18 protein-coding genes are annotated in these 19805 nt (G+C 73.0%); 4 read left to right on the forward strand and 14 right to left on the reverse strand.

What is annotated here, in order from left to right; genetic code table 11:
• Positions 1 to 265: 265 nt before the first annotated feature.
• The 6 genes from QFW80_RS10055 to QFW80_RS10075 form a co-directional block, all read right to left on the reverse strand.
• Complete coding sequence (locus QFW80_RS10055) at positions 266 to 1120, reverse strand: type II toxin-antitoxin system RelE/ParE family toxin (protein ID WP_280601728.1); 855 nt, start codon at positions 1118 to 1120, stop codon at positions 266 to 268.
• A 192-nt stretch (positions 1121 to 1312) separates the two neighbouring features.
• The gene (locus tag QFW80_RS10060) at positions 1313 to 2518 is read right to left on the reverse strand and encodes a vWA domain-containing protein (protein WP_280601729.1); all 1206 of its coding nucleotides are present in this window, start codon (positions 2516 to 2518) and stop codon (positions 1313 to 1315) included.
• A 211-nt stretch (positions 2519 to 2729) separates the two neighbouring features.
• Positions 2730 to 2846 carry a small membrane protein YohP gene (locus QFW80_RS17640; RefSeq protein ID WP_486624499.1) on the reverse strand — a complete coding sequence of 39 codons (117 nt, stop codon included), beginning with the start codon at positions 2844 to 2846 and terminating at the stop codon, positions 2730 to 2732.
• A gap of 519 nt (positions 2847 to 3365) precedes the next feature.
• On the reverse strand, positions 3366 to 3971 hold the full coding sequence (locus tag QFW80_RS10065; protein ID WP_425603565.1) for a fasciclin domain-containing protein: 606 nt from the start codon (positions 3969 to 3971) through the stop codon (positions 3366 to 3368).
• 343 nt (positions 3972 to 4314) lie between these two features.
• A complete protein-coding gene (locus tag QFW80_RS10070) occupies positions 4315 to 4542 on the reverse strand; it encodes a DUF378 domain-containing protein (protein WP_280601732.1) in 228 nt (75 codons plus the stop codon).
• A gap of 63 nt (positions 4543 to 4605) precedes the next feature.
• Positions 4606 to 5145, reverse strand: coding sequence for a fasciclin domain-containing protein (locus QFW80_RS10075; RefSeq protein WP_280601734.1), 540 nt, complete (start codon positions 5143 to 5145; stop codon positions 4606 to 4608).
• A 98-nt stretch (positions 5146 to 5243) separates the two neighbouring features.
• Here QFW80_RS10075 and QFW80_RS10080 point away from each other — a divergent pair, with 98 nt between their 5' ends.
• A complete protein-coding gene (locus QFW80_RS10080) occupies positions 5244 to 6161 on the forward strand; it encodes a MerR family transcriptional regulator (protein WP_280601735.1) in 918 nt (305 codons plus the stop codon).
• A 253-nt stretch (positions 6162 to 6414) separates the two neighbouring features.
• Positions 6415 to 6870 carry a PA2169 family four-helix-bundle protein gene (locus QFW80_RS10085; RefSeq protein ID WP_280601736.1) on the forward strand — a complete coding sequence of 152 codons (456 nt, stop codon included), beginning with the start codon at positions 6415 to 6417 and terminating at the stop codon, positions 6868 to 6870.
• 108 nt (positions 6871 to 6978) lie between these two features.
• Here the strand turns inward: QFW80_RS10085 and QFW80_RS10090 are convergent, their stop codons facing one another.
• The 3 genes from QFW80_RS10090 to htpG form a co-directional block, all read right to left on the reverse strand.
• Positions 6979 to 8034, reverse strand: a complete 1056-nt coding sequence (locus QFW80_RS10090; RefSeq protein ID WP_280601738.1) for a LysM peptidoglycan-binding domain-containing protein — start codon at positions 8032 to 8034, stop codon at positions 6979 to 6981.
• 85 nt (positions 8035 to 8119) lie between these two features.
• Positions 8120 to 8539: a hypothetical protein gene (locus QFW80_RS10095; protein ID WP_280601739.1), complete on the reverse strand. Its 420-nt coding sequence runs from the start codon at positions 8537 to 8539 to the stop codon at positions 8120 to 8122.
• Between the two features lie 637 nt (positions 8540 to 9176).
• The gene (htpG, locus tag QFW80_RS10100) at positions 9177 to 11075 is read right to left on the reverse strand and encodes a molecular chaperone HtpG (protein WP_280601740.1); all 1899 of its coding nucleotides are present in this window, start codon (positions 11073 to 11075) and stop codon (positions 9177 to 9179) included.
• 116 nt (positions 11076 to 11191) lie between these two features.
• Between htpG and QFW80_RS10105 the strand changes: the two genes are divergently transcribed.
• Positions 11192 to 11746 carry a YdeI/OmpD-associated family protein gene (locus QFW80_RS10105; RefSeq protein ID WP_280601742.1) on the forward strand — a complete coding sequence of 185 codons (555 nt, stop codon included), beginning with the start codon at positions 11192 to 11194 and terminating at the stop codon, positions 11744 to 11746.
• Between the two features lie 87 nt (positions 11747 to 11833).
• Here QFW80_RS10105 and QFW80_RS10110 read toward each other — a convergent pair whose 3' ends face one another.
• From QFW80_RS10110 to QFW80_RS10125, 4 genes are all read right to left on the reverse strand, one after another.
• The gene (locus QFW80_RS10110) at positions 11834 to 12319 is read right to left on the reverse strand and encodes a lipocalin family protein (protein WP_280601744.1); all 486 of its coding nucleotides are present in this window, start codon (positions 12317 to 12319) and stop codon (positions 11834 to 11836) included.
• A gap of 145 nt (positions 12320 to 12464) precedes the next feature.
• Positions 12465 to 13664: a glycosyltransferase gene (locus QFW80_RS10115; RefSeq protein WP_280601746.1), complete on the reverse strand. Its 1200-nt coding sequence runs from the start codon at positions 13662 to 13664 to the stop codon at positions 12465 to 12467.
• Positions 13665 to 13682: 18 nt separating this feature from the next.
• Positions 13683 to 15797, reverse strand: coding sequence for an SLC13 family permease (locus tag QFW80_RS10120; RefSeq protein ID WP_280601747.1), 2115 nt, complete (start codon positions 15795 to 15797; stop codon positions 13683 to 13685).
• Positions 15798 to 15852: 55 nt separating this feature from the next.
• On the reverse strand, positions 15853 to 17022 hold the full coding sequence (locus QFW80_RS10125; protein WP_280601748.1) for a mechanosensitive ion channel family protein: 1170 nt from the start codon (positions 17020 to 17022) through the stop codon (positions 15853 to 15855).
• 184 nt (positions 17023 to 17206) lie between these two features.
• On the opposite strand from QFW80_RS10125, the gene QFW80_RS10130 reads away from it, so the two are divergent.
• Positions 17207 to 18184 carry a zinc-binding dehydrogenase gene (locus QFW80_RS10130; protein ID WP_280601750.1) on the forward strand — a complete coding sequence of 326 codons (978 nt, stop codon included), beginning with the start codon at positions 17207 to 17209 and terminating at the stop codon, positions 18182 to 18184.
• Positions 18185 to 18355: 171 nt separating this feature from the next.
• Here QFW80_RS10130 and dbpA read toward each other — a convergent pair whose 3' ends face one another.
• Positions 18356 to 19738, reverse strand: coding sequence for an ATP-dependent RNA helicase DbpA (gene dbpA, locus QFW80_RS10135; protein ID WP_280601751.1), 1383 nt, complete (start codon positions 19736 to 19738; stop codon positions 18356 to 18358).
• Between the last annotated feature and the right edge of the window lie 67 nt (positions 19739 to 19805).

Consider the following 19805-nt stretch of genomic DNA (forward strand, 5'->3'; position numbering starts at 1 on the left):
AACCGCCGGGCTACGGGCTACGGGCTACGGGCTACGGGCTACGGGCGACGGGCGACGGGCGACGGGTTGATCGGGCATCGCTTCATGGCGCGGCAGGCGTAGCCCGGATAAGGCCGCAGGCCGCATCCGGGATCGGGGGGCGGGGTCGACGAGCGGCGACGGTTCCCCGGGTGCGCTTCTGATCGACTTCCTGGTCGAACGGCGCGACGCGATCACGCTCGTCTGATGCGGCCCGCGGCCGCGGCGACAGCGCGCGCGCACGCGCCTAGCGGTACGCCCCCGGCCCGCGCCAGACGACCTCGCCCTGGCGATACACCTGCTGCACGCTGATGACTTCGCGCGCGTCGCCGATCGCGTCGAGTTCGGGCGAGTCGGGCGGCAGCTGGCGGCACGGGCCGGATTCGCGCTTGAGCGCGGTTTCCAGCGGGCAGACCATCAGGTTGCGGGTGCCGGGCAGCGGGATGAACAGCTCGGTCATCCCCTGCGCCTGCCATTCGCGCAGGCGACGCTCGCTGCGGGTGTCGTACACCACCTGGTAGCCGGCGACCTCCAGGCTCGGTTCGGACGTGGAGGCGGTGCCCTGGCTGCGGCCGCTGTCGATTGCCGAGGTGCGCGCCGGGCCGGCATTGACCGGCGCGGACTCCTGCACCGCCATCCCCGGCGGCTGGCCCCAGGTGTGGCCACGGCGGCGGCTGGCGGGCGGCGGCGCGGCGGCGGGGCTGGGTGCGCTCGGGCGCTGTGCGGTCGGTGGGACGCGTGGCGGCACGGGGGCATCGGAACGCGTGTCCGCGGTGGGCGGCACCGGATCCTCGGCGACCGGCACCGGCGTGGTCTGGACCCGCGACGCCGCGGGCGCGGCGGCGGAGGGCGCGCTCGAGGGCGGCGTGTCACTGGGCGCGGGGCTGGGGATCGGCGTGCCGACGCCGATGTACTCGACCTGCACCGGGCTGCCGCCGGCGGCGTCGCCTGCGGGATTGGTCATGGTGATCGGCGGCGCGAACAGCGCGACCAGCAGGCACAGCACGTGCAGCAGCGCGCTGCCCAGCGCGGCGAGCCAGGGCTGCAGGCGTTCGATCCGGCGATCGGCATCGGCCCCCGCGTGGGGCGGCGCCGGGCTCATGCCGCCGGAGGGCCGGCGGGCGGGCGGGACGTCATGGGGGCGAAGGGGACGGCGTGGGGTGCCGCATCGTAACGCGTCGCGGCGTGCGGGCGCGGCCGATGGGGACGCCCGGATTCATCCACCGCCCGATCGCGCGCGCGTGCATGCAGAAGGCAGGCCGCAGACCTCCGGGTGGAACGCATGCGCCCGGCGCTAGTGCGGGCGCACCGCCTCGGCATCGCGGCGGGCATCGGCGCGATCGCGACGCGCGTCGTCGACGTTCGTGTCGCGCGCCTGGCGACCGCGGGCGAACGCGGCATCGCGTTCGGCACGTGCCGGCTCGATGATGCGCGCGCGCCGTGCGCGCGCCTGGTCGATCGCGTAGCGCCGCTGCTCGGGCGTCGCGCGACCGGCATTGGCATCGTCCGAGGCGGCGTCGACGATGGCATTGAATTCGCGCGACGCCTTGTCGACCAGGCAGTTGAAGCGCGCCGAATGGGTGTCCACGGTGCGGTTGAATGCGGTCGACGCGGTGCCGATGCGGCAGTTGAAGCGCGCGTTCAAGGCGGCCAGGCGCTGCTGGAACACGCGCAGCAGCGCGTCGCGGTCGCGCGCGGCGAGGTAGTCGCCGCCGCCGGCCTCGGCCACCTCGCGCAACTGCCGCTCCGCGGCGGCGTCGACGTCGAAACCGATCACGTTGACGACCACGCCGATGTCCGATTCGCGCAGCGCGCGCGCTGCCGCCGCCGGATCGCCGTCGCAGGTCTCGATACCGTCGGATACCACGTACACCACGTTGCCGTCCGCCGTCGCGCCGCCTGCGTCGAAGTCGCGTGCGGCGGCCTGCAGCGACGCGGCGATCGGCGTGAAGCCGCTCGGCTGGAATGCGCGCACCGCCGCCTCGAACCCCGCCGGATCGCGCGGGCCGAACGGCAGCGCCAGTTCGCTGGCGCGGCAGGATTCGGGCTTGTCCTGTTCGCGGTTGCCGCCGCGATGGCCGTACACGCGCAGCGCCACCTGCGCATCGCCCTCCAGGCGCGAGGCGAAGGCCAGCAGCGCGTCCTGCGCGACATCGAGCTTGCGGCGACCGTCGAGCCGCCCGGCCATGGAGCCGGAGGCATCGAGCATCAGCAGGATGCGCCGCGGTGCGACCGCGACGCCGGGCAGGCCGGCGTCCGGACACGCGGCGGCCTGCGGTGCGTCGGCCTGCGGGCACAGGCCGATGTCTTCGCCATGTTCGGCGACCAGTGCGGCGTAGTAGGCCTGCAGCGCGCCCTCGCGTCCGGCGGGCGAATCCGCATCGCGCGCGATCTGCGCGCCGGCGCGCGCGACGCGGCCGTCCTCCCGTTCGCCCGCACAGGCCGCCAGCCCCAGTGCGAGGCAGGCGGCGACAAGGTGCGTGCGCGGGTGGAGAGGCATCGGGGCGCCCTTCGAGACAGACGCCGCAGTGTGGGCTGCGCGGGTGCAGGGCGCGTCAAGGTGCAACGCGATGCAGGCGGATCGGGGTATTCGTGTGGCTGCCCTCGCACCGGAGGAAATCAATGCATCCCGGAATCGGCGCGGGCGCGTCGGATCGTGCGCGTGCGCCGTGGGCGCCAGAGAGCTGCGTCGCGATCTGGCGAGGCAGGGTTCAGAAGATCAGCATCAACAATCCGATCACGACCGCCAGGCCGATCAGGAAAATGATGCCGGCGGTCTTGCCGAGGAACTTGATCATCGCGGACTCCTTCTGTGGGTACGCCTCCACGATACGCGCGAGCGCGCGCACACACGGTGAAGTCAGCGAAATGACGCCAATGCGGAGAGTTCGTCTCGCACGATGGTGTCGCCACAAGATCGATCTCCGGCCTGTGCAACGCGGTCATCCGATACCGCCACGTCCAGGCACGCGCGCAATGGACCAAGCCCCCGCGTAGCGCACCAGCCTTCGTAGTCCGGACAAGGCCTGCGGCCGCATCCGGGTCGAGGCCCGCGGGTGGTCGCGGGGGACGCCTCATCGAAGACGTTGCGCTTCGCACATTTGCGCGACTCGAAGTGCGTGCCTGCACTCAAACCTGCAACCGGTTCGTGGCAACTTCGCAAGGCTCGCCGCGACGCTGTCCCTGCGGTGGCGTCGCCTCGCGTGCGCTTCGGCGGCACAGGTTTCGCCAGAAAGAAAGGAGGCGGCCGAAGCCGCCTCCCTGGGCACGCGGACCAGACGAGGAGTCCGCGTGGTACTGCCTGGCGCCGGCCATCGATGCGCCGGCAAGGCGTGGTGGTATCCCGCTTACGGCATCAGCACCGTATCGATCACGTGGATCACCCCGTTGCTGCCCTTGAGGTCGGCCGTGGTCACGGTGGCGGTGTTGCCCTTGGCGTCGGTCAGGGTCACGTTGCCGCCGTCGGCGCGCGCGGTCAGCGTGCCGCCCTGCACGGTGGTCAGCGTGGCGCTGCCGCCGCCGTCGGTGATCTGCTGGGTGAGTGTGGCGGCGTCGACGTTGCCCGACACCACGTGATAGGTCAGCACGCCGCTCAGGTCGTCCTTCGCTTCGGGCTTGAGCAGGCCGTCGACCGTGCCCGCGGGCAGCTTGTCGAATGCGGCGTTGGTCGGCGCGAACACGGTGAACGGGCCTGCACCATTGAGCGTGTCGACCAGGCCCGCAGCCTGCACGGCGGTCACCACGGTGGTGTGGTCGGGCGATCCGGACGCGACCTCGACGAGGGTGCCGCTGGCGGCGGTGTCCATCGCCGGCGCTTCGGCGGCGTAGTCGCCCGTCGGGGTGGCGGCATCGGTGGCGGGCGCGTCATCGGCCATCGGCGCGGTCTGCGCGTCGGTCGCGGCGGTGTCGGTGGTGGCGTCGTTCTGGCACGCGCTGAGCGCGACGGCGCCCATCAGGGCAACAGTGAGTACATGGAGCTTCATCGGATGGATCCTCTCGGGAAGTCGATGGCGGGGACGTGGTCCTCGCCTGGGGGTGGATCGATACCGGACCGGTCGGAGCGCGATGGCTCCGGTGCCGGCACGACACGACAGTGGGTCGGCCATCGCGCGATGCGAACGTGTCGATCGACGCGCGGCGGCGGGGGAGAAAACCGGGGTCGAAGCGCCATGCCCCGCGAGGGACAGGACCACTCCGACCCCGGTGCACCAACCGCGTGCGAAGGTCCCGGGCCGGGGAGGGGGCCGCGCGTGCGCGGACCGGCCCGTGAACGCAGGCGTCAGGTGTGCCGCGGGATCAGCGGTGGGCCTGGGCGTGGACTTCGCCGGCGCTGCCGGCGCGCGTCAGCGGCACGATCTGCCACAGGGCGGACAGGCCGACCAGCACGTACACGACACGGGCGAGCGGCGCGTCCTGGCCACCGAAGATCGTGGCGACGAGGTCGAACTGGAACGCACCGACCAGGCCCCAGTTGATGCCGCCGACGATGACGAGGGCGAGGGTGATGATGTTGAGCGCTTTCATGGGATGACTCCTTGGTGCGGGAGTGGTGATGTGCGGGTGCGGGTGCCTGCTTGCGGGAGGCGATCAGCCGTCCGGCATCAGGACCTTGTCGATCACGTGGATCACGCCGTTGCTGGCCGCGACATCCGCGGTGACGACCTTCGCGCCGTCGACCGTCACGCCGCCATCGGCGGTGGCGATGTCGACGCTGCCGCCCTGGACCGTGGTGGCTTCATCCAGCGTGACGACACTGGACGCGGGGTAGCGGCCCGGCACCACGTGGTAGGTGAGGATGGCGACCAGCTTGTCCTTGTTCTCGGGCTTGAGCAGGTCTTCGACCGTCCCGGCCGGCAGCGCCGCGAAGGCGTCGTCGGTCGGCGCGAACACGGTGAACGGACCCGGGCCCTTCAGGGTGCTTACCAGACCCGCGGCATCGAGCGCGGCGGCGAGGGTGGTGAACTGTCCGGCGGCCACGGCGGTGTCGACGATGTCGCCCTGGGCCTGGGGGGCCGACGCAGCGGGCGTGGCGGGCTGGGCGGCGAACGCCAGCGGGGCCGCGAGGCCGAGGGCCAGTGCGGCCACCAGGCCACGAACGGCTGGGGTGGTGCGGAACGGCTTGAACATGGGTGACTCCTGGTATTGGGGTGCGGGGCCACTGTCGCCGCGACGCTGTTATGCTGTCGTCCAATCTGTACTTGTACGTAGGTTGTACAGTCCCCGACATGTTCCCGGTCAAGGCCGCCGCCGAACTCAGCGGGCTCACCCCCGAGACCCTGCGCGCCTGGGAGCGCCGCCATGGCGCCGTGGTGCCGCATCGCGACGAGCAGGGACGCCGCCTGTACGACGCGGCGATGGTCGACCGCCTGACGCGCCTGCACCGGCTGACCAACCGCGGCCATCCGATCCGCGACCTCGCCGCGCTCGACGACGCGGCGCTCGACGGGCTGCTGGAAGAAAGCCGCCAGGCCGGCTACGGCGGCGTGGACCTGCTGCCCGAGCGCATGCTGGACGCGATCGCGGATTACCAGGTGGACGTGTTCGATCGCGAACTGTCGGTGGCGATCGCCACCCTGCCGACCGCTGTGCTGCTGGCGCGCGTGGTGATGCCGCTGCTGCGCGAGGTGGGCGTGCGCTGGGCGGACGGCCGCCTGGCCATCGCGCAGGAGCGCCTGGTGAGCAGCCTGCTGCGCACCAGATTGCTGTCGGTGCTCAACCAGCATCCGCGCGAGCAGCGCCCGCGCGTGCTGTTCGCCACCCTGCCCGGTGAGCCGCACGAGCTCGGGTTGCTCGGTGCCGCGCTGTATGCGCACGATGCCGGCGCGCCGGTGCTGTACCTGGGCGCGCAACTGCCGGCGGAGGAACTGGCGCGCGTCTCCGGTCGCCTGGGCGCGGCGGCGGTGGCGCTGAGTTCGATCGATCCCGGCCACGCGCCCGATGCGCTCGCGCAGCTGCGGGCGCTCGATGCGGCGCTCTCCCCTGGCGTGCCGGTCTGGCTCGGCGGCGGCAACGCGCGCTATCTCGCCGAGGCGCTGGGAATCGAGCGCGTGCAGGCGATCACCGATCCGGCGGCGCTGGCGCGGATGGTGCAGCGGCGGTTCGCGTCGATCCGCGGTCGTGCGGTGCCACGGTTCGAATCCTGAGGACGCGGGCCGGGCCGCGGTCCCCGTCGGTGCGGCGTGCCGGGCGGGAGCAAGCGAAGCGCGCCGCGGCTCGTACGTGAACTGCGCGTACGCACGTCAGCAGCGTCGTCGCGTTCGCGCCGCGTTCATGCGTTCCGATTCGCGTTCACGCCGGCACGGCAAAGCTGACGATGCATTCATTCCGCCATGCATGCTGCACGCGGCTTTGATTGCGCATGGTCGATAGTGGCCTCCACATTTCGAGGAGCCACCGATGAACACCGAAAAGAAGATCCAGCACACCCTCAACGACCTGATCGAGATCGCGCGTGACGGCGGCGAGTTCTACACCGAAGCCGCCGGCAAGGTGAAGGATCCCGAGCTGGCATCGCTGTTCAGCCAGATGGCCGGCCACAAGCGCGAGATCGTCGCCGCCCTGAGCGCGGACGTCGCGGCCACCGGCGGCAAGCCGGCCGACCACGGCACCATAGTTGGCTCGATGCAGCAGATGTACGGCAAGCTGCGTGCCGCGCTGGGCGACACCGAGTACGGCTACGTCGCCGAGCTCGAGGAATCCGAGGATCGCCTGCTCAAGGCGTTCAAGGAAACCGTCTCCGACGAGGACACGCCCGCCGAGGCCCGCATCTCCGCCGAGCGCCTGCTGCCGCGCGTGGTCCAGTGCCACGACATCATGCGCAATCGCAAGCACGCGATGAAGGCGGCCAGCTGAGCCATCCGTTCGCGCAGCTGTAATCAGCAATGAAGAAAGCCCCGGCTCGCGCCGGGGCTTTCGTTTGCGCGGAACACTGCGCCGCTCGAGGCGCCGGACATGCTCCGGTCAGGGATCGGCGCGGCCCAGGGCGACCTCGAGCGCGCGGTCTTCGGCGTCCAGGGCCGCGACCGCGTCCGCGCGTTCGTCGACGAAGCGCTCGGCGACCCCGCGCTGGACGGCTTCGGAGTTGCGGCTGAAATGCGCCAGCTCGCCATTGGCGTCGACCCGGCCACGCTCGTCGTACACGGCGTCGATCACCGCGCGGTCGAAACCGGCATCCCAGTCCTGGATGCCCGCGGCGCGCACCTCGCGCACCGCGTCGGCGACGATGTTGCTGCGCGGGCCGTGCTGCACGGCGGTGGACCAGGCGACGTTCTGCAGCGCGCGCGAATGCTGCGCAAGGTCGACGCCCGCGGTGGCGATGCCGCCGTCGACGCCGGCCACCGTGGTGCGCTGTTCCACGCGCGCGGCCTGCGGGTCGTAGTGGGTGCGCTCGATGTAGTCGTGCTGCGCCTGCTGGAAGGCCGCCGGGTCCCGCGCGGCGACATCGCGCCAGGCCTGGCTGAACGCGGGCGTGCCCGCGCGCAGGCCGGCGAAGTCGGCCGCCCACTGCGCGCCCTCCGCGGCCAGGAATTCCTGCGGCCGCCCGGCCGCGGTCGAGAGCTGGTAGCTGCCGTAGGACACGCCGCCGATGTCGCCGCGGCCGGTCGACACGGTGCCCGGGCCACGATTGCCGGTCTCGTACTGCGCCGACAGCGATCCGATCTCCGGCTTGTCGGCCGGTGGCGCGATGCTGATCGTCTGCCCCGGCTGCACCGTGTCGGGGTTGGCGATGTCGTTGGCGATCGCCAGTTCGCGCACGGTGGTGCCGAACGCGGTCGCGACGTCCTGCAGCGTCTGGCCGGGCTGCATCGAGTAGCAGACCGGCCCGGACAGCCCGATCGGCGTGCCGGTCGCGACTGCGTCGGCGACCGCGCGCTGCGCGGCGGGGTTGTCGAAGGTGGTCGCATCGAGGGCGTCGAAGCCCCGCGCGGTGCCGGTCGAGTTGGCCTGGGCGTTGCCCTGGACGTCATGCGACCGGTCGTGTCCGTTGGCACCGCCGACGCCGTTGCTGCTGTCCATGGCTCATGTCCGCAGGAATGAGCACACAGCAATAGCGCGATGCGCGGCATCCCACACCCTGGGGAAGACCCGAGTCCGCGTGTGCTCAGTCACGGTTCCAGCAGGCCGCGGGCAGCGGCGGACAGTCCTCGAACACCGACGGTGCCGCGGTGCGGCGGTAGGTGCCGGCCATGACCGTCGCCATCGCGCAGTGCGCGAACGCGCCTTGGAGTTCGACGGTGTCGCCGTGCAACTGGAGTTCGACGCGCGGCGCATCCGCCAGGTCGCTGGCGTCCAGGCCGCCGAGGTCGCTCTCGAACGGCCGCAGCGCGGCCTCGATGCGGGCGCCTTCCAGACGGCCTTCGGCCACCGCCTGGCAGTCGGCACCGACCGCGGCGCCGTCGTCCGGATCGCCGCCGCCATGGACCTCGATCCGGTACTCGTCTGGGCGCCCGGTCAGCGCGACCACGCGCAACTCCGAGCCCAGCGGCGGCGCCATGGCGTAGACGCCCTCGGGCGAAGGCACGGGCGCAGGTTCAGGCGAAGGCGCCTGCGCGGGGGCGGATGCCCGTGCGGACCCGGGCGGATCCAGCGCGTCTCCGGACGCCGCCGGCGCAATCGCCCGCGTCGGCGCTTCGCAGGCGGCCAGCAGCAGGACGAGCACGCCCGATGTCCCGAGGACGCGGGCAGCGAATGCGGTGCGGGGACGGGAACCGGTCGAGGCCATGCGTGTCTCCGGGGCGTGGTGCAGGCCACGATAGCGCGACGCGTCCGCCCCGGTCGTGAGCGGTACGACGCGGCGGCTGTCGCGCGGACGTGTCGCGGCCCCGCACGCGGTGGACCCGCGTCCCGTCTTCCCGCCGCGCGAACGTGGCTTCTGGACCGCCCGATACGGTCCCATTCCTTGCCACGCACGCGGGGCATTGCGCCCTTCACGGGAGGATGGTCCCGACGGCGGATGGGGCGTGCGCGTCAGGCGTGCACGTCGGGCATCGAGGGGCCCCGGATGCGGCCTGCGGCCTTATCCGGGCTACCCAGGCGCGGGGCTTCGACGCGACGGGCAGAAGATGGGGCAGTGCAGGCGGCTGTCGAGCGTCGGGCCCGGAGCAGCGCGCCGGGCGTTCTGAACGCCCGCACGGCAGTGCCGTGCGAGCGGCCGTTCCTCACCCCGCCAGCAGTCGGTTCATGCGCTGCACGAACGCGGCCGGGTCCGGCAGCGGCGCACCGGCGGCCAGTTCGGCCTGTTCCAGCAGCAGGTGGGCGAGGTCGGCGGCGCGGGCGTCGTCGTGTTCGCCGAGCAGCTTCTGCAGCAGCGCGTGGCGCGGATTCACCTCGAGCACCGGTCGGGTGCCGGGCACGTCCTGGCCGGCCTCGCGCAGCAGTCGTGCCAGGTGCGGCGCCATCTCGTACTCGGCCAGGGCCAGGCAGGCGGGCGAGTCGGTCAGGCGCGCGGACACGCGCACGTCCTCGACCCGTTCGCCGAGCAGGCCCTTGATGCGTTCGAGCAGCGGCGCCGCCGCCTGCGCGGCCTCGGCCTGCTTCGCCTTCTCCGCCTCGTCCAGCGGCAGTTCGCCCTTGGCGACGTGGCGCAGCGGCTTGCCGGCGTACTCGCGCAGGGGGCCGAGCATCCACTCGTCGATGCGGTCGGACATCAGCAGCACCTCGATGCCGCGCGCGCGGAAGGCCTCCAGCTGCGGGCTGCCGGCCGCGGCGCGGTAGCCGTCGGCGGTGACGTACCAGATCGCGTCCTGGCCCTCGGCCATGCGCCCGACGTAGTCGTCCAGCGACACCGTCTGCGCCTCGCCCTCGCCCTTCGTCGACGCGAAGCGCAGCAGCTTCGCGATCCGCTCGCGGTTGGCATGGTCCTCGACGATGCCTTCCTTGAGCGTGTTGCCGAAGGCCCTGATGAAGGCGGCGAATTTTTCAGGCTCGTCGCGCGAGAGCTTCTCGACCAGGTCCAGCACGCGCTTGACGCACGCGCCGCGGATGCGCTCGAGCTGGCGGTTGTGCTGCAGGATCTCGCGGCTGACGTTGAGCGGCAGGTCGTCGGCGTCGACCACGCCGCGCACGAAGCGCAGGTAGTGCGGCAGCAGTTCCTCGGCCGCGTCCATGATGAAGACGCGCCTGATGTAGAGCTTGAGCCCCTTGCGCTCGTCGCGCCCGCCCATCATCAGGTCGAACGGCGGCTGCGAGGGCAGGTACAGCAGGGTGGTGAAGCTCTGGCTGCCCTCGACGCGGTTGTGCGACCAGGTCGCGGCGTCGTTGAAATCGTGGCCGAGCGACTTGTAGAAGTTCTGGTACTCCTCGTCGCTGATCTCGCTCTTGGGGCGGGTCCACAGTGCGGAGGCGTCGTTGGCGGTCTCCCACTCCGGCGCGTCGTCGGCCTTCGCCTCGTCGCCGTCCTCCTGCGCGGACCCCGCCTCCTTCGGCATCCGGATCGGGAACGCGACATGGTCGGAATACTTGCGCACCAGCGCGCGCAGCTTCCAGCCGTCGAGGAACTCGTCCTCGCCGTCCTTCAGGTGCAGCGACACGGTGGTGCCGCGCTGGTCGAGCGTGGCCGGCTCCAGGGTGTACTCGCCGCGGCCGTCGCTCTCCCACTTCACCCCGGCCCCGGCCGGCTCGCCGGCGCGGCGGGTGAGCACGGTGACGCGGTCGGCGACCACGAAGGCGGAGTAGAAGCCGACGCCGAACTGGCCGATCAGGCGCGCGTCGGCCCTCTGCTCGCTGCCCAGCGACTCCAGGAAGCGGCGGGTGCCGGAACTGGCGATGCTGCCGATGTTGGCCACCACCTCGTCGCGGCCCATGCCGATGCCGGTGTCGGCGATGGTGATCGTGCGCGCCTCCTTGTCCCAGCTGACATCGATGCGCAGCTCGCCCTCGCCCGAGAGCAGCGAAGGATCGGCGATGGCCTCGAAGCGCAGCTTGTCGCAGGCGTCGGAGGCGTTGGAGATCAGCTCGCGCAGGAAGATCTCCTTGTGCGAGTACAGCGAGTGGGTCACCAGGTGCAGCACCTGGGCGACTTCGGCTTCGAACTTGCGGGTTTCGGTGGTCGTGGTCATGGCTCCCTCTGCATGGCCGGGCAGGCGGCGGATATGCGTGCGCGTGCCGCGTTTTCAAGCACGCCGGATGCGCGGCCGCCGGTTTCGGCGGCCGGCGTCGGTGCTATCGTCCGCGCATGGCATCCAAGGCCACCGCCCCCGTCCGCTTCAAGGCCACCCTGCGCCGCCCCGCGCAGCCGCGCGCGGCCGCCTGGCGCTTCCTGGTGCTGCCCGCGGCGGCCAGCGCGAAGCTGCCCACGCGCAGTATGGTCACGGTCGAGGGCACGCTCGCCGGGGCGCCGTTCCAGGCCACGCTGGAACCCGATGGCGAAGGCAGCCACTGGCTGAAGGTGGAGCGCGCGCTGTACGAGGCGGCCGGCGTCGAGGCCGGCGACACGGTCGCGCTGGCGATCGCGCCGGTGGCGCGCGAACCCGAGCCGACGGTGCCCGCGGACGTGCGCGCGGCGCTGGTCGCGCATCCGGAGGCGCAGGCCACCTGGGCCGACATCACGCCCGTGGCCCGGCGCGACTGGATCCACTGGATCACCTCGGGCAAGAAGGCCGAGACCAGCGGCAAGCGCCTCGCCACCGCGATCGACATGCTGGCCTCGGGCAAGCGCCGGGCCTGCTGTTTCGACCGCTCAGGCATGTACAGCAAAGGCGCAATGGGCGCGCCGGAGGCGGCGGAGTAGGCTGCGCCGCGCGCGGCGCCCGCGCGGCGTCGCGCATGGCCCGTCGCGTCGCCACTCGCTCCCCGCTGGCCGATGCCGGCACGCGGCCTAGGTCGGCTGGCCGGTGTGCGGCGTGTGGATCAGGGGCGCGAGGTCGAAGCCACGCTGGCGGGCGATCGCGAGGTAGTGCTCGCGCGTGGTGGCATCGAGCTCGGGCGTGCGCGACAGCAGCCACAGGTACTTGCGGTCCGGGCTGCCGACCAGCGACACGCTGTAGTCCGGCGCCAGCGCGAGGATCCAGTAGTCGCCCCTGGTGAAGGGAATCCAGCGCAGCCCCTGCGGCAGGAAGCTCACCTCCAGCCGGCTGCCGGACTCGTCCACGGCGCCGGCTTCGCCGGTCGCCTCCTCGACCTCGCCGCCGCGCCGCATGCGGTTGCGCACCTCGACCTTGCCGTCGTCCTGCAGCGCGTAGTGCGCCGAGATGTCGGTGGCGTCCTCCGGTTCGAAGCGCATCGGCAGGCGCGCGATCTCGTACCAGGCGCCCATGTAGCGGGCGAGGTCGACGTGGGCGACGGTGGCGGGGTGGTCGGACATGCGGGGCCTGCGGGCGCGTGGGCGGGGCACACGTATAGGCGGCGCGCGGTGAAGTCGCCGTCGTTCCGGATCCGCGTCGCGGCGAGCGCCTGCGGGACAGCCGGCGCCGCGGACCGGGGTCGCGCTGTCGACGCCACCCCGGGCGCTATCGCCGGGCGTATCGCTCCACCAGCCCGACGGCCGTGGCGCAGCCGTCCTCGTGGCGCATCCGCACGCCGAGCGCGGCTGCGCGGGCGCGCGCCTGCCCGCTGTCCGCGAACGCGATCGCGGCCGCCAGGCGCGATGCGGTGATGGCGCTGCCCCGGAGCGCGTCGCGCATCACGCCGGCCTGTCGCAGGCGCGCGTTCCAGAAGAACTGGTCGCCGGCGAAGGGCACGATCACCGACGGCGCGCCGGCGCGGCAGGCCGAGTGCGTGGTGCCGGACCCGCCGTGGTGGATCGCCAGCGCGGTGCGCGGCAGCAGCCAGTCGTGCGGCACGTGGCCGACCGGATGGAAGTTGGACGGCAGACGCGCGGGGTCGATGCCGCTCCAGCCGGCATGGAACAGCGTGCGGCGCCCGCCGATCGCACCGACCACCGCCGCCATCAGGCGCGCCTCGTTGAACCCGGCCATGCTGCCGAAGCCGACATAGACCGGCGGTTCGCCCGCGTCCAGGAACGCGGCCAGCGCCGGGTCCGGCGTGTACGCCTGCGCCAGCGGCGGGATCCACTGTCCGCACACGTGCGCGTTGCCGGGCCAGTCGGCCGGTGGCGGCAGCAGCGCCGGCGAGACGCCGTAGAGGATCGGATGGCCGGTCCACAGGCGCCGCCGCGGCGGCAGGCCGGTGGCGCGGCGGGCGCGATTCGTCGCGCCGCGGAACAGCTGCCAGCTGAGCTGGCCGAACAGGTGGTGGCTGGCGGCATTGAGCGCGCGCGGCGGCGCCAGCGGCAGGAACGGTGAGGGAAACGCGGCCGTGGGCGAGATCGGGATCAGCATCGCGCCGATCGCCGGCACGCCGAGTGCCTCGGCCGCCGACAGTCCCGCGAACGCGGCCAGCCCGGACACCACCACCGCATCGCAGCCGCGTCCCGCCTCCACCGCCTGCGCCAGCCAGTCGCCGGTGTGGCGGCGGGTGAGCGCGGCCAGGTTGCGGGTGATCGCGCGCATCGCGCCTTCGGCGGCGATCGCGCCGCGGATGTCGCCGGCCAGCGCCTCGCACGGCAGCCCCAGGGCGCGCGCGCTGCCGAGCGTGGACGCATCGCCCAGCAGCCGCGCCTGGTGCCCGGCCTGCTGCAGCGCATGGCCGAGCGCGGCCAGCGGGCGGGTATCGCCCTCGGTGCCGTAGGTGAGCAGCAGGATCCGCATCGTGCGCCGGCCCGCGCGCTACAGCGGCCAGATCCGCAGCAGCAGCGGGATCGACACCACCAGCACCACCAGCTGCACCGGCAGGCCCAGCCGCCAGTAGTCGCCGAAGCGGAAGCCGCCCGGGCCGAGGATCAGGGTGTTGTTCTGGTGCCCGATGGGGGTGAGGAACGCGCACGAGGCGCCGATCGCCACCGCCATCAGATAGGGGTCGGGATCGACCCCGAGCGTGGTCGCCGCCCCCACCGCGATCGGGCACATCACCGCCGCGGTGGCGGCGTTGTTCATCAGGTCCGACAGGGTCATCGTCACCACCATCACCAGCACCAGGCCGAGCACCGGGTGGCCCTGCGCGATCGAGTCGAACAGCCCGCGTGCCAGCAGGTCGGCGGTGCCGGTGGATTCCATCGCCCCGGCCACCGGGATCAGCGCTGCGAGCAGCACGATCACCGGCCAGTCGATCGCGGTGTACACCTCGCGCGGCGGCACCGTGCGCAGCGCCATCGACGCCACCACGCCGAGCGCGAACGCCGCCGCCGCCGGCAGCAGGCCGAATGCGGTGGCGGCGATCGCGCCCGCGAGCACCAGGCTCGCGGTGATCGCCTTGCGCCGGTCGGGCATGCGCAGTGCGCGCTCGGCCAGCGGCACCGCGCCGAACTGCGCGGCGAAGCCGGAGATCGCCGCCTGGGTGCCCTGCACCAGCAGCAGGTCGCCTTCCTGGAACCGCTGCGAACGCAGCCGCCGCCGCGAACGGATGCCCGCGCGCGAGATCGCGAGCACGTTGATGCCGTGGTGGGTGCGCAGGTCCAGCTCGGTCGCCGAGCGGCCCGAGAGCCCGGAGCCGGGCAGCACCACGATCTCCTGCAGCACGATCTCCTCGTGCGGGGTGCGCGCGGGGTCGCGCGGGGCCGGGGCGTCGTCGTCCGCGTCGTCCTGGTCGCCCGCCTCCGCCGCGCGCGCGGCGGAGGCCGCATCGTCGGCCGGCGCCCACGCCACGGCCGCGTCGCCGCCGCGACCGTCGCGCGTGCCGGCCACAGCCGTCGCGGACGCCCGGCGGTCGCGCAGGCGCGCGGCCGCATCGGTGACCGTGACCGGCGCGCCGTCGCCGCCGCCGGGCGGGCGGCCGGCATCGCCAATGCCCTCGCGGGTGCGGGCATCGGCTTCGGCTTCGGTGCCGCTGTCGTCACCTGCCGGGTCCGCTGCGTCGCCATCGGTGTCGTCTGCCTTGCCCGCGCCCTCCGGCGGCGGCACGTCTTCCTCCAGCTTCAGGCCCAGGTCCGACAGCAGGTTCGACAGCGCCTCGGCATCGGCCTCGATCACCAGCACGTCGCCGGCCCGCACCACGCGCGAGGGATGCGGCGCGTGCACGCGGAACTCGGCCTGCACGATGCCCAGCACCTGCGCGTCGTGCTGGTCGAGCGAACGCTCGATCTCCGCCAGCGTCCTGCCCACCGCGCGCGCGCCTTCGGGCACCCGCACCTCGGTCGTATAGGCGCCCGGGTCGAAGCCCTCGGCCGCCGCCTCGCGCCGCACCGGCACCAGCTTCCAGCCGCCCAGCACGATCAGCAGCACGCCCGCGGCCGCCACCGCCACGCCCACCGGGCTGAAGTCGAACATCGCGAACGGCGCCTCGCCGGTGGAGGCGCGATAGCCCGAGACGATCAGGTTCGGCGGCGTGCCGATCAGCGTGGTCATGCCGCCGAGGATCGAGCCGAACGCCAGCGGCATCAGCACCTGTCCCGGCGCCAGCTTGCGCTTGCGCGCAATCTGCAGCGCCACCGGCATCAGCAGCGCCAGTGCCCCGACGTTGTTCATGAAGCCCGACAGCGCCGCGGCCAGCGTGGTGAGCGCCGCGATCGACAGCATCGGCCCGGCCTTGGCCGGCAGCGCCACCCGCGCCAGCGCGTCCACCGCGCCGGAGGTCTGCAGTCCGTGGCTGAGCACCAGCACGCAGGCCACGGTGATCACCGCCGGATGGCCGAAGCCGGCGAACGCCTGTTCCGGCGCCACCACGCCGGCCAGGACGCAGGCCATCAGCGCGCCGCCCGCCACCAGGTCGTGGCGCCAGCGGCCCCACAGGAAAGCGGCCACGGTGGCCGCGAGGATGGCGAGGATCAGGATCTGATCGGTCTGCATGCGGCGGCCGCGGCGTCGTGACGCGACAGGGTAGCGATCCGGCGCGAACGCGTCGTCACGCCGCTGGCCGCCCGGGCGCCTGCGGCGTGTCGGCGGTGTCCTCGGCGCCCGGCGACCTGGTCTCGGCGTGGTCCGGCGCCTGGGTCGGCGTGCCACCCGCGGCGGAGGCGTCGGCGGGCGCTTCGCGCGAGAGCTCGGCGCGCAGCCGCGGCAGCGACTGCGGATGGTGCTGGGACAGGTAGTCGATCATGCGCTCGCGCACCACGCAGCGCAGGTCGAACAGGTCGCCGGAGTTGCGCGCGCTCACCAGCAGCCGCACCTGCACCGTCTGCTCGGAGGCCTCGGTCACCTGGGCCACGCATACGCGCCCGTCCCAGCGCGGGTCCTCTTCGCAGATCGCCTGCAGCTGCGCCCGCACTTCGGCCATCGGCGTGCGGTAGTCCAGCCACAGGAAGGCGGTGCCGAGCAGCTCGGCGCTGGTGCGGGTCCAGTTCTGGAACGGGTTCTCGATGAACCACTGCAGCGGCACCACCATGCGCCGCTCGTCCCACACCCGCACCACCACGTAGGTCGCGGTGATCTCCTCGATGCGGCCCCATTCGCCTTCCACGATCACCACGTCGTCGAGCCGGATCGGCTGCGCCAGCGCGATCTGCAGCCCGGCGATCAGGTTGCCGAACACCGGCTTGGCGGCGATGCCCGCGACCAGGCCGATGATGCCGGCCGACGCGAGCAGGGTGGCGCCCACCTGGCGGATCGCGGGGAACGTCATCAGCGCAAGCGCCAGGCCGACCAGCGCGATCGCGCCCTGGATCACGCCGGCGATCACGCGGGTCTGGGTCTGCACCCGGCGCGCGGCGAGGTTGTCCTCCACGTCCACCGGATGCTCGCGCAGGATGCGCGCCTCGACCGCGCCCACCGCGCGCACCGCCAGCCAGGTCACGCACAGCAGCACGCCGATGCCGAGCCAGTGCTTGGCCTGAGCGGTGGTCGCCTCGGACAGCGGCGTGGCCTCCACCGCCAGCATCAGGAACAGCAGCGGCAGCGCCAGCGCGGCGGGTACCGCGATCACCTGCACCACGCGCGCGGGCAGCGAATCGCGCGATCGCGCGCGTGCGCGGCGCGCCACCGCCAGCAGCCCCTGGCGCACCAGCAGCCCGAGTCCCAGCGCGACCGCCAGCGGCCAGGCGATCGCGGCCAGCTGCGGCCAGTCCGGCGTCGGCATCGATCCATCTCCTCGCGGGTCAGCGCGCAGTGTGCCTGTGGCGTCGTGCATGTCGCGTCGATCGCGCTGCGATCGCTGCGCCGCTGCGCGCCTGCCACCGCCGCGCGTCGCCTGGCCGGATCTCGACGCCGTCGACCGCGCGCATGCGCTAGCGTGTCGCCACCGCCACGTCAGGAGTTTCCCCATGCGCAGCGCCCGCCATGACCGCTTCGGCGATCCGGCCGACGTCATCGAAGCCGCAGAGTCGCCGCTGCCCGAGCCCGGCCCCGGCGAGATCCGCTTGCGCATGGCGCTCGCGCCGATCCACAACCACGACCTGTGGACCGTCCGCGGCCAGTACGGCTGGAAGCCGACGCTGCCGGCGATCGGGGGCAGCGAGGCCTGCGGCACGATCGACGCGCTCGGCGAAGGCGTGGAGGGCCTGGCCGTGGGCCAGCGCGTCAACATCGCGTCCGCGCACGGCACCTGGGCCGAGTATTTCGTCGCGCCGGCCGTGCTGGCGGTGCCGCTGCCCGACGCCGTCGACGACGCGGTCGGCGCGCAGCTGGTGGCGATGCCGCTGAGCGCGCTGATGCTGCTCGACTCGCTCGAACTCGAACCGGGGCAGTGGATCGTGCAGAACGCGGCCAACGGCGCGGTCGGCAAGGCGCTGGCGATGCTCGCCGCCGCACGCCGCGTGCGCGTGCTCAGCCTGGTCCGGCGCGAGGCAGGGGTGGACGAGCTCGCGGCGGTCGGCGTCGGGGACGCGATCGCCTGCACCGGCGCCGACTGGCGCGAGCGCGCACGCGCGCTGGTCGGGCAGGCGCGTGCGCGCGTCGCGATCGATTCGGTCGGCGGCGCGGCGACCGCCGACCTGGTCGCGCTGCTCGGCGATGGCGGCACCCTGGTGAGCTTCGGCGCGATGGGCGGGGAACCGATGCACGTGCCTTCGGGCGAGGTGATCTTCCGCGACCTGGTGGTGCGCGGATTCTGGGGCAGCCGCACCGGCCGCGCCCTGCCCGCGGACGTGCGCCGGCGCCTGGTGGGCGAACTGCTGCAGCGCGCGGCCAGCGGCGAACTGCGGCTGCCGGTGGACGCGGTGTTCCCGCTGGCGCAGGCGCGTGACGCGGTGGCGGCGAGCCAGCGCCCCGGCCGCGGCGGCAAGGTGCTGCTGCGGCCCTGACGTGCCGCGAGCGGGCTCCAGCACGGCCACCATGTGACTGTCGAACCGGCCGGGAACTGCGCCGCGATGTTCCCCTTGCGTCCGATGCCGCCCGGGATCGCCGGCGCGAACCCACCCCGGCAGTCTTCGAATCCGCGCGCGGCGCGACTGATCCGCTGCGCGTGGCTGGCGCTACAGCCGAGCCACGCGGAACCTGCGTCCCTTGATCCTGCCTTCGCGCAATCCCGCCAGCGCCTCTGTCGCCCGCGCATGCGCGACGGCGACGTAGCTGCGCGTCGCGAACACGTCGATCCGTCCGATCGCGTCCTTGTGCAGGCCGGCCGCACCGGTCAGCGCCCCGACGATGTCGCCGGGGCGCAGCTTGTCGCTGCGGCCGGCATCGATGCGCAGCGTGGACATCGCGGCGGCCGGCACGCGCGAGGCCTTGCCCGACAGCGGCTGCTGGCTTTCCCAGCGCAGCGGCTGGCCCTGGCGTTCCTCGATGGCGGCGGCGCGCGGCAACTCGCGCGGGGTGCACAGGCTCAGCGCCAGGCCGGTGCGCCCCGCGCGGCCGGTGCGGCCGATGCGGTGCAGGTAGGTATCGGCGTCGGTGGGCAGCTCATAGTTGACGACTGCGGCAAGGTCCTCGACGTCGAGCCCGCGCGCGGCGACGTCGCTGGCGACCAGCACGCTGCAGCTGCGGTTGGCGAAGCGCACCAGCACCTCGTCGCGATCCCGCTGCTCCATGTCGCCATGCAGGGCCAGCGCGGAGAAGCCGTAGTGGTCGAGCGAACCGGCCACCTCGGCGGTATCGGCGCGGGTATTGCAGAATACCACCGTCGATTCCGGTCGGTAACGCAACAGCAGCGCGGCCAGCAGCGGCGCGCGGCGTGCGGGATCGACCTCGAAGAACAGCTGCTCGATCGAGGCCGGCTGCGCGCCGCCGTCGATGCTCAATTCCAGCGCATCGCGCAGCATCGCGTTGCCCAGCGCGCGGATCGCGTCGGGATAGGTGGCCGAGAACAGCAGGCCCTGGCGATCGCCCGGCGTGCGCGCGACGATGTCGCGGATCGCGTCCTCGAATCCCATGTCGAGCATCCGGTCGGCCTCGTCGAGCACCAGCGTGCGAACGCCGCCCAGGTGCAGCGCCCGTTTCCGCGCCAGTTCCTGAATCCGCCCGGGGGTGCCGACCACGACCTGCGGCGGATGCACCAGCGAGGCCAGCTGCGGGCCGAGCGGGATGCCGCCGCACAGGATCGATATCTTGAGGTTGGGAATGCCCACGGCCAGCCTGCGCAGCTGCTTGCCGACCTGGTCGGCAAGTTCGCGCGTGGGGCACAGCACCAGCGCCTGGGTGCCCGGGCGCGAAGCGTCGAGCCGCTGCAACAGTCCGAGGCCGAACGCGGCGGTCTTGCCGCTGCCGGTCGGCGCCTGGGCGACGAGGTCGCGACCGGCGAGGATCGCGGGCAGCGCCTGCGCCTGGACCGGCGTCATCGCCGTGTAGCCGAGTGCGTCGACCCCCTGCAACAGCGCGGGCGACAGCGGAAGTTGCGCGAAGGCGTGCGGCGTGGTCATGCGCGCATGATCGCAGGTCGCGGGCAACGCCCGCGGGCGCGCGGCGAACCGCGCGTTGCCCGGGACC

It is taken from the genome of Luteimonas rhizosphaericola (genome assembly GCF_029888045.1).
Taxonomy (GTDB): Bacteria; Pseudomonadota; Gammaproteobacteria; order Xanthomonadales; family Xanthomonadaceae; genus Luteimonas; species Luteimonas rhizosphaericola.